The organism is Mycolicibacterium canariasense, from assembly GCF_002101555.1.
Lineage (GTDB): Bacteria > Actinomycetota > Actinomycetes > Mycobacteriales > Mycobacteriaceae > Mycobacterium > Mycobacterium canariasense.
This window is the reverse complement of sequence record NZ_LQOL01000106.1, coordinates 1-14139: the sequence shown is the minus strand read 5'-3', so window position 1 is coordinate 14139 and position 14139 is coordinate 1. Positions and strand designations below refer to the sequence as shown.

Sequence of the window (14139 nt, the reverse complement as noted above, 5' to 3'; positions counted from 1 at the left end):
CCCCCACCGCCGCCACCCCCGCCGGGACCGACGTTGCCGTCGGTCACCTATGGCTGATCGGCGTAGCGCGTGCCGTCCCGGCGCCAGATGACCCGGCCCGCCGGGTCGGCACCCATGGCGACGAGTTCGCGCTTGAGGATCTTGTTGGTGGCGGTGCCGGGCAGGTCGTCGGCCAGCCACACATACCGCGGCCAGGCCTTCGGTGAGAGGTCGCGCTGGGCGGCGAGGAAGCCGGCGAACTCATCAGCACTCAGCTGCTTGCCGTCGTTGAGCACGATGGCGGCCATCACCTGGTCGCCGACGAACTCGTCGGGCACCGGGTAGACGGCCACCCGGTTGATCACGGGCAGGCGCAACAGGATCCGTTCGATGGGAGCACTGGTCAGGTTCTCACCGTCCACCCGCATCCAGTCGGCGGTGCGGCCGGCCAGGTAGATCCAGCCATCGGCATCCCGGTAGGCCAGGTCGCCGGACCAGTAGATGCCGTCGCGCATCCGCTCCTGCGTGGCGCCGGCGTCGTTGTAGTAGCCGCGGAACAGTCCGCTGCCGGCCGTGTTGACCAGCTCCCCGGTGGCCTCGTCGGCGTTGAGCAGCGCCCCGGTGTCGTCGAACCGGGCGACCGCGCACTCCCGTCCGGTGTCCGGGTCGAAGATCGCCACGCCCGGGAAGCCCTTGCCGATCGAGCCGGGCGGGCAGTCCTCGGTGCGGGTGATGATCACGGCAGTCTCGGTGGAGCCGAACCCGTCCCACACCGTGCACCCGAATCGGCGGCCGAACGCGTCGATATCGCGGTCGGCGGCTTCGTTGCCGAAGGCCACCCGTAGCGGATTGTCGGCGTCGTCGGGGTGCTCGGGGGTGCCCAGGATGTAGGCCAACGGTTTACCGACGTAGTTCATGTACGTCGCGCCGTAGCGCCGGATGTCGGTCAGGAAACCGGACGCGGAGAACGTCGCGGGCGCCATCGCCGCCCCGGCGCCGAGCGCCACGCTCCACCCGGCGTAGACGGCGTTGGAATGGAACAAGGGCATGGCCAGGTAGCAGGTGTCTTGCGGGCCGAGCTGGTAGCGCTGCACCAGCGCGCCGCCGGCGAACAGGACCGTCGAATGCGGCACCTGCACGGCCTTGGGCTCACCGCTGGTGCCGGAGGTGAAGATCATCATGAAGGTGTCCTCGCCTGCGGCCTCGGTGTGCGGGGTCAGCTCCGCTGCGCCCGCGAGCAGCCGTGTCCACTCCGGATCGCCGGTGTCGAAGACCGTGACTGCGGGCAGGTCGACACCGTCGAGCAGGTGCCGGTGTGCGGCATCGGTGAGCAGGAATTGGGCGTCCACCTTGGCGATATCGCGGGCGAGCGCCGGTCCGCGGCGGGTGGTGTTGATGCCGCACAGCACGTATCCGCCGAGGGCGGCCGCGGCCAGGGCGGTGAGCATGTCGGGGGTGTTGCCCATCAGTACACCGACGTGCAGGGGCCGGGCCGGATCGGCCAGTCCGATGAGGGCCGCGGCCTGCCGCGCGGCATCGGAGACATGGGCTCGCCACGTCCAGGTGCGGTCGCCGTACTTGATGGCGACGGTGTCCTGGTCAGCGCGTTCGCGCAGCAGCTGCTGGAGTGTGTCGGCCACCGCTGACTCCTGAACGCCGGTGAACAGTATCGAGAAAGTGTCTACCACGGCGGTGGCCGTGCACCACAAGGGCGGCGCCATTGGCACAATCAGTGCTGCCACCCCGTACGTCGACCAGGAAGCCGGCGCCTTTGACCAGCACGTCCAGCACCACCACCCCCCGAACCGTTCGCGATCGGCTGATCGACGCCGCCGAGGTGTGTCTGCGCGCCAAGGGCATCCGGGCCACCACGGTCTCGGAGGTCGCCGAGGCCGCCGGGGTATCGCGTGGTTGGCTGTACCGGCATTTCCCGGACAAGGTGACGCTGCTGGGTGCGGCGATCGTGCGGCTCAACGAGGCGTATTGGTCCGAGGCGCACGCGATGCTCGAGCAGATCGACAGCCTGGACCGCCAGATCGCGGCGGGTATCCGGCACGGCCATACGGCCTATGAGGACCCCGGCGCGATCTTGATGAAGCTGCGCATGGACGAACCCGAGGAGTTCGCCGCCTGCGCGGGCGCCGGTGTGCAGGGGCTGGTGCCCGATCTGGCCGCCTTCTGGAGCCGATATCTGGTACACGCCAAGGAGACCGGCGAGATCCACGCCGATCTCGACGTGCCCGAGGCCGCGGAATGGGTGGCGCGGGCGCTGCTGTCGCTGGCCACCATGCCCGGCGAGCATCTGGATCCCGGTGATTACGACGCGGTGCTGACGCATGTGCGCCGCTACGTCATGCCGGGGCTGACCAACGACCCCACAACGAGTTCGGCGCGCTGACCCGCGAACACCCGCGGATCAGCGCGCCGACATCACTCGATCAGTCGTCGCCGTTGCTGCCCGGCGCGGTCTTGGAGACCTGGACCAGGAACTCGTAGTTGGTCTTGGTCTTGCGCAGCTGGCTCATCAGCAGGTCGATGGCCTGGTGGCTGTCCAGACCGGAGAGCACCCGGCGCAGCTTGTGCACGATCGCGAACTCGTCGGGACCCAGCAGCAGCTCGTCCTTGCGGGTGCCGGACGGGTTGACGTCGACGGCCGGGAACACCCGGCGCTCGGCGATCTTGCGGTCCAGCTTGAGCTCTGCGTTACCGGTGCCCTTGAACTCCTCGAAGATCACGGTGTCACCGGTGGAACCGGTCTCGACCATCGCGGTGGCGATGATGGTCAGCGAGCCGCCGTGCTCGATATTGCGGGCGGCACCCAGGAAGCGCTTGGGCGGGTACAGCGCGGTGGAGTCGACGCCACCGGACAGGATGCGCCCGGACGCCGGCGACGCGTTGTTGTAGGCGCGGCCCAGCCGGGTGATCGAGTCGAGCAGCACCACCACGTCCTTGCCCTGCTCCACCAGGCGCTTGGCGCGCTCGATGGCCAGTTCGGCGGCCTGGGTGTGGTCTGACGGCGGCCGGTCGAAGGTCGAGGCGATGACCTCACCCTTGACCGAGCGCTGCATATCGGTGACCTCTTCGGGGCGCTCGTCGACGAGCACGACCATGAGGTGGCATTCCGGGTTGTTCTTGGTGATCGCGTTCGCGATGTCCTGCATGATCGTGGTCTTACCGGCCTTGGGCGGCGACACGATCAGTGCACGCTGACCCTTACCGATCGGCATGATCAGGTCGATGACGCGGGTGGTCAGCTTCTCCGGAGCCGTCTCCAGACGCAGCCGCTGGTTCGGGTACAGCGGGGTGAGCTTGCCGAACTCCGGACGGTTCTTGGCCGCCTCGACCGGGCCACCGTTGACGGTGTCCAGGCGCACCAGCGGGTTGAACTTCTGCCGCGGGTTGTTGCCGCCGCCCTCACCGTCGCGCGGGACCCGCACCGCACCGGTCACCGCGTCACCGCGGCGCAGGCCGTTCTTGCGGACCATGTTCATCGAGACGTAGACGTCGTTCGGCCCGGCCAGGTAGCCCGAGGTGCGGACGAAGGCGTAGTTGTCCAGGACGTCGAGGATGCCGGCGACCGGCTGCACGACGTCGTCTTCGCGCAGTTCGGTCTCGTTACCGCCGCCTTCACCGCCGCCGGTGCGTTCGCCGCGGCGACGGCGATCCCGGAACCGGCGACCGCGACGGCCCTGACGGCTGTCGTCATCGTCGCCGCCGTTGTTGTCACGGTTGCTGTTGTCCCGGTTGTTTTCGCGATTGCTGTTGCGGTTCTGCTGCTGGTCACCGCCGGTCTCGCCGGCGTTGTCCGGCTTCTCCTGCTTGGCCTGGCCACCGGACTTGGCCTCTTCGCGCGGCTTGTTGTCCTTGGTGTCCCGGGCGGGGGCGTCCTGCTTGGCCTCCGCCGGGGATTCGGCCTTAGCTTCGGCCGGGGTGTCGTTCTGGGGCGCGGCGGCGTCCGACGCCGCATCCTGGGACGCGCCCGATGGTGCGCCGGTGTTGCGGGAGGCACTGCGGCGTTCACGCCGGGGCCGTTCGGCCTGCTGGGGGGCGTCGCCCGCCGCGGTTGCCGCTGAGGCCGCTGAAGCCTCGGTGGCCTTCGGCTGCGCGGCAGGTGCGTCACCGCCGCCGGCCTGGGCGCGCACTTCCTTGATGGCAGAGATGAGTTCGCTCTTGCGCATACCGGACGTGCCCTTGACACCGACCTCGCTGGCCAGTGCGCGCAGGTCCGGAAGCAGCATCGCCGTGAGCGAGCCGCCACGGCCACCGCGAGTGGCGCCCGTGCTGGGCGCATTGGTGGTTTCCACGACTACGGGCGGTGCGACGGTCACGTCGCTGTCGCTTGTCGTGAAGAGGTCCGTATCAGTCACGGATTTCCTTTCTGTCCTCGCAGTCCATCCGACGCGAGGGGTCCCCGAAGGTTCATGTGCAGTCAGCCGAATAGCCGATTGCGTTGTCGTCCACAGCGTCGCCGGTGCCAGTGCAACGGTGATCGCCGGGATTCGCCGTCATGCGGAGAACCGTCAGCCCAAGAGTGAAGCACGAGAAGATGAGGTAGTCGTCCTAGTGTCGGCGCAGGTAGAGACGCTGCGATTGCTGGACGACTGCGAGAATAACTCGCATCACTGCGGGAAGCAAGGAACACCATGTTTCGTGTGTCAGTCCAGGGCGCCGTCTCAGGCGGTACCCGACGACCAGCGAACACCCGCGCCCACCGACATTTCGGTGACGGTAAATCCGTTCGCGGCGCCGATCTCCAGCGCCTCGGGCGGCAGATCCACTCCGTTGGTGAGAGCTATCACCGCTGGTCCGGCACCTGACAGCACCGCTGCGATATTCAAACGTCGCAGCGCGGCGAGATATTCCGCCGATGCCGGCATCGCGGGCGCACGCTGCGGTTGGTGCAGCCGGTCCTCGGTGGCCTCCACGAGCAGATCCGGCCGTTTCGTGAGCGCCACCACAAGCATCGCGGCGCGGCTGAGGTTGAAGCGGGCGTCGGTGTGCGGTACCTGCTCGGGCAGCAGCACCCGGGTCTCGGCGGTCGACGACCGGATCTCCGGAATCGCGGGGAAGAACCGGATATCGGGATGCAGGTCCAGTTGCACGGCGCCGTAGCGGGCCGGGCCGGCGTCCGCCCCGCCGTTCGTCGCGGTCCACGACACCACCGCCCCGCCCAGCACCGCGGCCGCCGCATTGTCCGGATGCCCCTCGAACTCCGAGGACAGCTGGACCAGCTGATCGCGATCCAACTCTTTCGAATCAACTTGCACGGCAAGACCGTTGACGACAGCCAGACCCCCGACGACGGCGGCGGCCGATGACCCGAGGCCACGCGAATGCGGAATCACGTTGCGTGACTTGACCTTCAATCCCCCGGCCTGCAGACCTGCGGCTTCCAGACCGCGCTTGATGGCCTGTACCACCAGATGCGACTCGTCGAGCGGCACCTGGCCGGCACCCTGCCCTTCGACATCGATGACGAGCCCGGATTGCGTTGTCTCGACGATGATTTCGTCATACATGCCGAGCGCAAGGCCGAGGCTGTCGAAGCCGGGGCCGAGGTTGGCGCTGGAGGCCGCCACGGTGGCCGAGGCCGTCAACCCGGCCGGCAGGATCTGGGTCACCTGAGATTGTCCGCCCGTCAGCCCAGGCCGAGCTTCTCGACAACGGCGATCGGGTCGACCGGCACCGGGGTGACCGGCGGCATGCCCTTGAGCGCGGTGTCGGGGTCTTTGAGGCCGTTGCCGGTGACCGTGCACACCACGGTGGACCCGCGCTTGACCCAGCCGTCCTCGATCGACTTGAGCAGACCGGCGATGCTGGCCGCCGATGCCGGTTCGACGAACACACCCTCGGCGCGGGCGACCAGGTGATACGCCGCCAGGATCTCCTCGTCTGTGGCCGCCAGGAAGCGGCCGTTCGACTGCTGTTGGGCCTCCACGGCCGAGTGCCACGACGCGGGTGAGCCGATCCGGATGGCGGTGGCGATCGTCTCGGGGTGGCTGACCGGCTGGCCGGTCACCAGCGGTGCGGCACCGGCGGCCTGGGTGCCCAGCATCCGCGGCAGCCGGTCGGTCACGCCGTCGCGGTGATACTCGGAGTAACCGCGCCAGTAGGCGGTGATGTTGCCGGCGTTGCCGACCGGCAGGGAGTGCACGTCCGGTGCGGTGCCCAGCGCATCGACGATCTCGAAGGCGGCGGTCTTCTGGCCCTCGATGCGCACCGGGTTCACCGAGTTCACCAGGGCGATGGTCGGGAAGTCGGCGGTCAACTTGCGGGCCAGTTCCAGGCAGTCGTCGAAGTTGCCGTCGATCTGAATGATCTTGGCGCCGTGCATGACTGCCTGGGCCAGCTTGCCCATGGCGATCTTGCCCTGCGGGACCAACACCGCGCACGTGATGCCGGCGCGGGCGGCATAGGCGGCCGCCGATGCCGAGGTGTTGCCCGTCGACGCGCACAGCACCGCCTGCTGGCCGCGGGCCAGCGCGTCGCTGACGGCCATGGTCATGCCGCGGTCCTTGAACGAACCGGTCGGGTTCAGGCCCTCGACCTTCAGGTGCACGGTGCAGCCGGTCTGCTCGGACAGCCGCTTGGCATGGACCAGCGGGGTGCCACCCTCGAGCAGGGTGACCGGCGTCCACTCGTCGGTGACCGGCAACCGGTCCCGGTAGGCGGCTATCAGGCCGGGCCACGGGGTATGCACGGGTGACATTATTCTGCGGTTCCTTCCAGGCGCAGCACGCTGTTGATGCTCTCCACGGCCTCGTGATCGGCAAGGGCTGCAACGGTTTCCGACAAAGCGGCGTCGGTGGCCTTATGCGTGACCACGACGATGCGGGCGCCGGCACGCTGGCCTTCTTCGTCGATGGTGCCCTCCTGGCGTACCTCGGCGATGCTGACCTCACGCTTGCCGAACTCCGCGGCCACCGAGGACAGCACACCGGGCCGGTCCGCGACGTTCATGCTGACGTAGTAGCGGGTCGGGATGAAGCCGATCGGCGCGATGGGCAGCTGCGCGTACTTCGATTCGCGCGGGCCGCGCCCGCCCTGCACCCGGTTGCGCGCTGCCATCACGACATCCCCCATCACAGCCGAGGCCGTCGGCGCGCCGCCCGCGCCCTGGCCGTAGAACATCAGCCGGCCGGCCGCCTCGGCCTCGACGACCACGGCGTTGAACGCACCGTTGACGGTGGCCAGCGGATGCTCCAGCGGCACCAGCGCGGGATACACCCGCGCCGAAACCCGCTGTTGGCCTTCGTCATTGGTCAGCCGCTCGCAGATGGCCAGCAGCTTGATGTTGCAGCCGAGCGCCCTGGCCGACTCGAAGTCGGCGGCGCTGACCGTGGTGATGCCCTCGCGGTAGACGTCGTCGGCGGTCACCCGGGTGTGGAAGGCGATCGAGGCGAGGATGGCGGCCTTGGCGGCGGCGTCGTAGCCCTCGACATCGGCGGTCGGGTCGGCCTCGGCGTAGCCGAGTGCGCTGGCGTCGGCCAGTGCGCTCGCATAGTCGGCGCCGGTGTCGTTCATGGCCGACAGGATGTAGTTGGTGGTGCCGTTGACGATGCCGGCCACCCGGCACACGGTGTCACCGGCCAGCGACTGGGTCAGCGGGCGGATCACCGGGATGGCGCCGGCCACCGCGGCCTCGAAATACAGGTCTACGCGGGCTTTTTCGGCGGCCTGGGCCAGCTCGCCGGTGGACTGGGCCATCAGCGCCTTGTTCGCGGTGACCACGGACTTGCCGGTTTCCAGCGCCTTCAGGATGGCCTTGCGCGCCGGTTTCACCGGGCCCATCAACTCCACCACGATGTCGACGTCGTCGCGGGAGACCAAGGCGTCGACGTCGTCGGTGAGCAAATCGATGGGCACGCCGCGGTCGGCCGAGACCCTGCGCACCCCGACGCCGCGCAGTTCCAGCGGCGCGCCGATGCGGGCGGCCAGGTCGGCGGCGCTGTTGTTGATGATGCGCACCACCTCGGTGCCCACATTGCCCAACCCCAGCACCGCTACGCCGATGGGCTTGTCCTTCTTGCTCATTGGCCGCTCACCTCCAAACTCAGTAGGTCGTCGACGTTCTCTCGTCGCAGAATCAGCCGGGCGTTGCCGTCCCGGACGGCGACCACGGCGGGCCGCGTCAGCAGGTTGTACCGGCTCGACATCGAATAGCAGTAGGCACCGGTGGCGGCCACCGCGAGCAGGTCACCAGGGCCCAGATCGTCGGACACCCAGGTGTCGCGCACGACGATATCGCCGCTCTCACAGTGCTTCCCGACGATGCGGGCCAGGGCGGCCGGGGCATCGCTGACCCGCGACACCAGCCGGGCGTCGTATTCGGCGTCGTAGAGCGCCGGGCGGATGTTGTCGCTCATGCCGCCGTCCACGCTGACGTAGCGCCGCTGCGCGGTGTCGCTGATCGCCACGTCCTTGACGGTGCCGACCTCGTAGAGGGTGATGGTGCCCGGACCGGCGATGGCGCGGCCCGGCTCGACGACGAGCTTGGGCGTGGGCAGTCCCACGGCGGCCGATTCGTTGCGCACGATGGTCTTGAGTTTGTCGGCCAGTTCCTGCATCGGCGGCGGATCATCGGCCGGTACGTACGAAATACCCAGTCCCCCACCGAGGTCGATGATCGAGATCTGGGCGGTCTTGTCGACGCCGAACTCGGCCACCACGTCGCGCAGCAGGCCGATGACCCGGCGGGCGGCCACCTCGAAACCGGCGACGTCGAAGATCTGCGAGCCGACGTGACAGTGCAGGCCGACCAGGCGCAGGTTGTCGGTGCCGAAGACCTTGCGCACCGCGTCCATGGCGGCGCCGCTGGCCAGTGACAGGCCGAACTTCTGGTCCTCGTGGGCGGTGGAGATGAACTCGTGGGTGTGCGCTTCCACGCCGGGCGTCACCCGCACCAGGACGTCCTGGACGACGCCGGCCGCCCCGGCGATGGCTTCCAGGCGTTCGATCTCGATCTCGGAGTCCAGCACGATGTGCCCGACGCCGGCCTTCACCGCAGCGGTGAGCTCGTCGACCGATTTGTTGTTGCCGTGCACGGTGATTCGCTCGGGCGGGAAGTCTGCGTGCAGGGCCACGGCCAGTTCGCCGCCGGTGGCCACGTCCAGCGACAGTCCCTCGGCGTTGACCCACCGGGCGATCTCGGTGCACAGGAACGCCTTGGACGCGTAGTGCACGTACTGGCCGCCGCCGAATGCCGCGGCGATGTCGCGGCAGCGCGACCGGAAATCGTCCTCGTCGATGACGAACAACGGCGTGCCGAACTGCGCCGCCAGCTCGGTGACGCTCACCCCGGCGATCGACACCACCCCGTCATCGCCGCGCATCAGGTTGCGCGGCCACACGTTCGGGGCGAGGAACAGAATCTCGTCGGGTGTCTGCGGCTGGGCCGGCACGGCGGCGGCCGCGGCGTGTGCGCTCACATCCGCTCCGGCGCGCTGACCCCGAGGATGGCCAGACCGTTGGCGATCACCTGGCGGGTGGCCTCACACAGCGCCAACCGGGCCGCGTTGATGTCGGTCGCTTCCTCGTCGCCCTGCGGCAGCACGCGGCAGGAGTCGTAGAACCGGTGGTAGTCACCGGCCAGGTCCTCCAGGTAGCGGCACACCCGGTGCGGTTCGCGCAGATCGGCGGCGGTCTTGAGCACCCGGCCGAATTCACCGATGCTGCGCATCAGGGTGGCCTCGCGGTCGTGGCTGAGCAGCTCCAGGTGCGCGGTGTCGGCGGTCAGGCCCAGCTCGGCGGCGTTGCGGGCCAGCGCCGAGAGCCGGGCGTGCGCGTATTGCACGTAGTAGACCGGGTTTTCGTTGGACGCGCTGGCCCACAGCCCCAGGTCGATGTCGATCGGGCTGTTCACCGAGGAACGGATCAGCACGTACCGGGCGGCGTCCACCCCGATGGCCTCGACCAGGTCGTCGAGGCTGATGACGGTGCCGGCGCGCTTGCTCATCCGGACCGGCTGGCCGTCGCGGACCAGGTTGACCATCTGCCCGATGAGCACCTCGACGGTGTCGGGGTCGTCGCCGAGCGCGGCGGCTGCGGCCTTGAGCCGGGCGATGTAGCCGTGGTGGTCGGCGCCCAGCATGTAGATGCACAGGTCGAAGCCGCGCTGCCGCTTGTCCAGGTAGTAGGCGAGGTCGCCGGCGACGTAGGCCGGGTTTCCGTCGCTCTTGATGACCACGCGGTCTTTGTCGTCACCGAATTCGGTGGTGCGCAACCAGGTTGCGCCGTCCTTCTCGTAGATGGCGCCGTTGTCGCGCAGCCTGGCGATGGCCTGCTGCACCCGGCCCGAGGTGTGCATCGAGTCTTCGTGGGTGTAGACGTCGAAGTCGGTGCCGAACTCGTGCAGGGCCTTTTTGATGTGCGCGAACATCAGGTCCACGCCGATCGCGCGGAAGGTCTCCTGCCGCTCGTCGGCCGGCAGGCTCATGGCGTCGGGCGCCTTGGCCAGCACCGCGGCGGCGATGTCGTTGATGTACGTGCCGGCGTACCCGTCCTCCGGCACGGGCTCGCCCTTGGCGGCGGCCACCAGCGAGCGGGCGAACCGGTCGATCTGCGCGCCGTGGTCGTTGAAGTAGTACTCCCGGGTGACGTCGGCGCCCTGGGTGGTCAGCAGGCGGCCCAGCGCGTCGCCGACGGCCGCCCAGCGGGTGCCGCCGATGTGGATCGGCCCGGTCGGGTTGGCCGACACGAACTCCAGGTTGATCTTGAGCGCCAGGTCGGAGGAGTGACCGTAGGTGGCGCCGGCGCTGAGCACGTTGGTGACGACGACGCCCTGGGCGCCGGTTTCGATGCGCAGGTTGACGAAGCCGGGGCCGGCCACCTCGGCGGCGGCGATGCCGTCGGCCGCGGTCAGCCCCTCGGCCAGCCAGCCGGCCAGCTCGCGGGGGTTGACGCCGACCTTCTTGGCCAGCTGAAGTGCGATGTTGGTGGCGTAGTCGCCGTGTTCGGGGTTGCGCGGACGCTCGACGTTCACCGTCTCGGGCAGCGCGGCGGTGTCCAGACCGTGTTCGGCCAGGACCGCGGCGGCGGTGGTCTTGAGCAGGGCAGCCAGGTCGGCGGGTGTCACAGGGGTCCATCCTATGGTCTGGGGTGGTCAGCCCCCGAATCCATTCCGGTTCCCGGGCCCGCGGTTCGATGGGTTAGTCTGTCTGCGCTAGTCTGTCGAAGCCCAAACGGCGCGATTTACCCCGCGCCCCCGTAGCTCAGGGGATAGAGCGTCTGCCTCCGGAGCAGAAGGCCGCAGGTTCGAATCCTGCCGGGGGCACCACTCTGAACTGCGGAAACGCTGAAAAAGTCAGACGACGTGCGATCCCCGTGCGATTCGAAATCCCCTGATGGTTGCCCCTCGATGAGGGGGAGGCGACCACCAGCATGATGCCGGTCGATCCAACCACGGCACTCAGCACCGTGGTTGCTGCCAGAGCCCGCGGCCCACCCGACACCACAAGCCGCCGACACAGTTCTTCGGGGAGTCAGTGACAGCTTGTCACAGAGTGACCCGAAGTCACTCAGTCGGTGGCTTTCGTCGTCTCCGCACTTGAGAGTGACACCGCGTCACCCTCAAATGACTGAAGGCGGCTCCCCTGCCAGGGAACCGCCTTCTGAACCTTCATCCCCCTGCCAGGGGAATCAGAGAGTACCTACCGAGGAGAGTACCTCCATGCGCGAAAACAGCGCAACACATAGCCCACATCTGCCACTTGAGGGCGTCACACCGCCGCCGAACGCTGTGAAAGTCGGTGAGTGGATCGATACCGACCGACCGCCGGCTTGGCGATCAATCACAGCGACCCGCCGCGGCGTTGACCGCTACTTCGTTGATCGCAACAGCCCATCCGGGCCACACTTCGTGGAGGCGCATGCCACCCAAGAGGCGGACGGCAGCCTCACCGACGTCTGTATCCGCGCCGAGATCGACGCATGGGATTGGGGCTGGCAGCACGAATGCTGGGACACGATGCTCACGCCCGAGCAGGCCCGAGCAAAGGGCGCTGAGATGCGCGCAAACGCAGAGAAGATGATCCGTGTGGCAGATGCGTTCGACGCCGCAGCCGCCGACGCCGAGAGGTGGGTGGCAGAACGGTGAAGCCGCTATTCAGTCCGTCCGAGTTGCGCGTCCTTAGCCGCTGCGAGCGGTGTGGAACCCATCGAACGATCGGGTGCAGCTGCCGCGACCGGCAGACCCGTCCGGAGGCGTCGATCTCGCTTCGTCAAGCCTGAGCAGACTCCAGGCGAGCGATGTAGGTGCGGATCTGTTGGTCGGAGCTGAATCGTCTGGACCCGATCGTGACCGATCCGAGCTCACCTGCCTTCCACAAGGCGAACACAGTCGTGCGGGAAAGGCCACCCAGACGGGTCGCGGTCTCGCTCCAGTTGTGAAGACGCTCGCTGCTCACGATGCCCCCTTCAGGTTCAGCGCGGTCTCAATGTGAGGAGGTCTGCGGCGGTAGTACTTTGGTGATCGCACATCGTATGGCCGCAGACCCCTCGCTCTGAGTTTAGGGCTCACGACGTGGAGGCAGTCGCACGGCGACATCCTCGGTAGGTACGCCGAGGACTGTAGCGACGAAGTCTCGGGCCACGGCTTCGATCTCGCCTTCGTGGCGTGCTTGCGTGGTGTCGCCGATGTTGATCGCGCCGCTGGGTGTGACGTACCCGTCCAGTTCGGGCACGGTGATCATCCACCAGCGGTCGTCGCGGGTGACCTCCACATCGAAGATCATCATGAGGTGGTCCTTGGGCGTTGACTCCGCTCGCGGGTGGCGAAGGGCTGAATACTAGTCGAGGCTCGGTGAGCGTCCTCCGTTCGGATGAATTCGACGACAATCCAGGCAACGTTCGAGGCCACCGCGCCAATACTGACGCTCCAACGGGGGGCTGACAGACAGCAAGGAGACTACGAACGTGACAACCCAGCTCAACTCCAAAATCCTCTACGCCGGCCAGACTCTGATGACCAATGCCGAGGGGGCTACGTCCATCGCATTGGCCGTCTCAGAGAGCGCCAAAGACGGTGAAGCAAGGGTTGTCACTGTCATCGATGGCACCTCAAAGGTGACTTTGATGATCAGTCCGGCGATCCCGATCGTGATAGTTGCCAACGCCTAAGGCCCCCTTGGCCGAAATGCCCACCTCCGCAATGGGGGTGGGCATTTCTCAGATCAGGGAGCCGAGCTTGTTGCCGGGCTGAAGCCGTGCCAGGATCCTCACGACCATGTCCTCGTTGACCGGGCCGCTAAAGTGTTGCGTGACGTGCATTTCGGTCTTGTGTGTGTCGCCCCAACCGCCGCCTTGGCCGCGGCCGACGCGGCCCATGGCTTCCTCGAACGCGATGGTCTGCCGCGGATCCAGGACGCGTTCGGGTTTGATGGTGTTCTTCGGCATGAAACCGATGTCTTTGGCTAGGCCGCCCTCGTCGAAGAACCCGCCGGCGATACCACCGATCCCGCCGACCAGGCCCCCGATCAGGCCAGCGACACCACCGAACAGCGTTTGGAACAGCTTCGGGATGTCGAAGATTTGGAAGATCGACGACGGCAACACCTGCGAGATGCCCTCGATCAGGGTGGACAGGCCGTTGGTGAGCAGGGAGCCCAGGAACTCTGTGAAGATCTGGCCGCCGGTCTGCGCGATCGACCCCAGTGCGGAGACGGCCGCGTTCGTGATGCCCGCTGCCGCGCCACCGCCGGCACCGCCCGTGACGGATCCGACGCCGAGCCCGACGGCGCTTGAAATCGCTTGGGTGCCAAAGTTGATCGCCGCCTGAATCGCTGAATTGATCAGCGGCATGATGATCTTCTCGATCACGTATTTGACGACACCGATGATCACCTGGGTCAGGATCCGGACGCGTTCCTTGTTGACGGTGTCCTTCGACGATTGGTTGCGGTCGATCAGGCCGGATGAGTCGGAGGCGAGGCGGCCGGCCGCGTCGAAGCGTTGGAAGTCGCCGCGGAATTCGCGGATTTGGGAGGCCATGTTGTGCAGCGTGTCGCGTGATTGGATTTCGACGCCGATGATCTTCAACAGGATGCTGATGAGCATGTTGACGATGCCGCCGATGATCGGCACCTCGGACAGGCCGAAGAAGTCGGCGCCGACGGTGTCGTTGACGACACCACCATCAGCGAAGCGTGGCAGCCGTGACCCGAT

At 67.5% G+C, this 14139-nt stretch carries 12 protein-coding genes and 1 tRNA gene; 4 read left to right on the top strand and 9 right to left on the bottom strand.

Translation table 11 applies throughout. From position 1 onward, the window contains the following. Positions 1–47: 47 nt before the first annotated feature. Positions 48–1619, bottom strand: a complete 1572-nt coding sequence (gene fadD1 / locus AWB94_RS32880; RefSeq protein WP_062659043.1) for a fatty-acid--CoA ligase FadD1 — start codon at positions 1617–1619, stop codon at positions 48–50. 131 nt (positions 1620–1750) lie between these two features. On the opposite strand from fadD1, the gene AWB94_RS32875 reads away from it, so the two are divergent. Then, complete coding sequence (locus AWB94_RS32875; RefSeq protein ID WP_062659030.1) at positions 1751–2377, top strand: TetR/AcrR family transcriptional regulator; 627 nt, start codon at positions 1751–1753, stop codon at positions 2375–2377. Positions 2378–2417: 40 nt separating this feature from the next. Here the strand turns inward: AWB94_RS32875 and rho are convergent, their stop codons facing one another. From rho to argS, 6 genes are all read right to left on the bottom strand, one after another. Continuing rightward, positions 2418–4346 (bottom strand): transcription termination factor Rho, encoded by a 1929-nt coding sequence (rho, locus tag AWB94_RS32870; RefSeq protein WP_062659031.1) that lies wholly within the window; start codon positions 4344–4346, stop codon positions 2418–2420. Positions 4347–4652: 306 nt separating this feature from the next. Continuing rightward, positions 4653–5600: a homoserine kinase gene (thrB, locus tag AWB94_RS32865; RefSeq protein ID WP_062659032.1), complete on the bottom strand. Its 948-nt coding sequence runs from the start codon at positions 5598–5600 to the stop codon at positions 4653–4655. 17 nt (positions 5601–5617) lie between these two features. After that, on the bottom strand, positions 5618–6688 hold the full coding sequence (gene thrC / locus AWB94_RS32860) for a threonine synthase (RefSeq protein WP_062659033.1): 1071 nt from the start codon (positions 6686–6688) through the stop codon (positions 5618–5620). After that, positions 6688–8013 (bottom strand): homoserine dehydrogenase, encoded by a 1326-nt coding sequence (locus AWB94_RS32855; RefSeq protein WP_062659034.1) that lies wholly within the window; start codon positions 8011–8013, stop codon positions 6688–6690. The genes thrC and AWB94_RS32855 overlap by 1 nt, the downstream gene beginning before the upstream one ends. Continuing rightward, positions 8010–9407 (bottom strand): diaminopimelate decarboxylase, encoded by a 1398-nt coding sequence (gene lysA / locus AWB94_RS32850; protein ID WP_062659035.1) that lies wholly within the window; start codon positions 9405–9407, stop codon positions 8010–8012. Before lysA ends, AWB94_RS32855 begins: the two co-directional genes overlap by 4 nt. After that, entirely contained in the window at positions 9404–11053 is a 1650-nt protein-coding gene (gene argS / locus AWB94_RS32845; protein ID WP_062659036.1) for an arginine--tRNA ligase, read from the bottom strand. Before argS ends, lysA begins: the two co-directional genes overlap by 4 nt. 125 nt (positions 11054–11178) lie before the next feature. On the opposite strand from argS, the gene AWB94_RS32840 reads away from it, so the two are divergent. Both AWB94_RS32840 and AWB94_RS34840 read left to right on the top strand, forming a co-directional pair. Then, positions 11179–11254, top strand: a tRNA-Arg gene (locus AWB94_RS32840). A 393-nt stretch (positions 11255–11647) separates the two neighbouring features. Further along, positions 11648–12073, top strand: coding sequence for a hypothetical protein (locus AWB94_RS34840; protein WP_131805385.1), 426 nt, complete (start codon positions 11648–11650; stop codon positions 12071–12073). A 412-nt stretch (positions 12074–12485) separates the two neighbouring features. Here AWB94_RS34840 and AWB94_RS32825 read toward each other — a convergent pair whose 3' ends face one another. Continuing rightward, the gene (locus AWB94_RS32825) at positions 12486–12713 is read right to left on the bottom strand and encodes a hypothetical protein (protein WP_062659038.1); all 228 of its coding nucleotides are present in this window, start codon (positions 12711–12713) and stop codon (positions 12486–12488) included. A 178-nt stretch (positions 12714–12891) separates the two neighbouring features. Between AWB94_RS32825 and AWB94_RS32820 the strand changes: the two genes are divergently transcribed. Beyond that, positions 12892–13095 (top strand): hypothetical protein, encoded by a 204-nt coding sequence (locus AWB94_RS32820; RefSeq protein WP_062659039.1) that lies wholly within the window; start codon positions 12892–12894, stop codon positions 13093–13095. 48 nt (positions 13096–13143) lie between these two features. On the opposite strand, the gene AWB94_RS32815 is transcribed toward AWB94_RS32820, so the two are convergent. Continuing rightward, positions 13144–14058, bottom strand: a complete 915-nt coding sequence (locus AWB94_RS32815) for a hypothetical protein (RefSeq protein ID WP_131805386.1) — start codon at positions 14056–14058, stop codon at positions 13144–13146. Positions 14059–14139: the final 81 nt, after the last annotated feature.